Raw genomic sequence first — 796 nt, 5'->3', positions numbered from 1 at the left:
TTATGCTGTTTGGAATCCAAATGTCACGGACGGATATATGGAGGCTGGAACTTTCGTAGCTGCGCTGAAATTGATGCTCTACTCAGGCACATTATTTAATTTGGGCCTCTTGTTCATTTTGGGCTTGCTGATAGTGATATTAGCACAGTCGATCATTTTTATTGCCTTGGAAATCGCCGCTTACGTAAAAATCAAAAAAGATCCGTTTTCTCCATGGGGATCTTTTATTTTAGCGATGGGCATTAAAAACATTTTCACGAACTTATCAGGGATTCCGTTTATGGCTGCCGGATTCATTCTTCATAAGCAGCAGGAACCGAAAGAAGCAGTTGTACAGCCGGCGGCGCGAAGGAAAGCAAGGCGAAACCCTGCATTGCTTATGAAAAAGGCGGCGAAAGCTAGAAAACGAAGAAATGAAGGTATAAAGTCTTAGTTTTTAGTTTTCATGTATTCTATTTTTTATGAGACATTTGTAATGAAAGCGTTGACATGAACAAAAACGGGTGCTAAAGTATAGTTACAAACTAATATCAGCAAGTTTCTTAAGGATTGTTACTGCTTTTGCAGGCAAAACCTAAGTTGCGTACAGCTTTCTGGGGCATTGTCCCGTTTAAGCCGGCGTAATTTAGGTTTTTTTTATACCCAAAATAAGGAGGTGATGTGAGATTTCGAGGATTCTTTCGGCAGCAGGCCAATAAAAAAAGCCGGGTGAAGGCGGCCACCTTCAGTCCGGCAGATTCCCCCAAAGAGGAGGTACTCATATGGATTATAATAAAGTATCGAAGGACATTTTACA

The 796-nt window shown here is 41.0% G+C and carries 1 protein-coding gene; it reads left to right on the top strand.

The features are described from left to right. The coding region (locus ACWHAR_RS25875) for a hypothetical protein (RefSeq protein WP_452088274.1) at positions 1–433 on the top strand (433 nt) is incomplete at its 5' end. Between the last annotated feature and the right edge of the window lie 363 nt (positions 434–796).

The sequence above is a fragment of the Bacillus sp. LR--39 genome, from assembly GCF_053613335.1.
The sequence above is the reverse complement of the archived record's forward strand: the minus strand, read 5'-3'. Positions and strand labels throughout refer to the sequence as shown.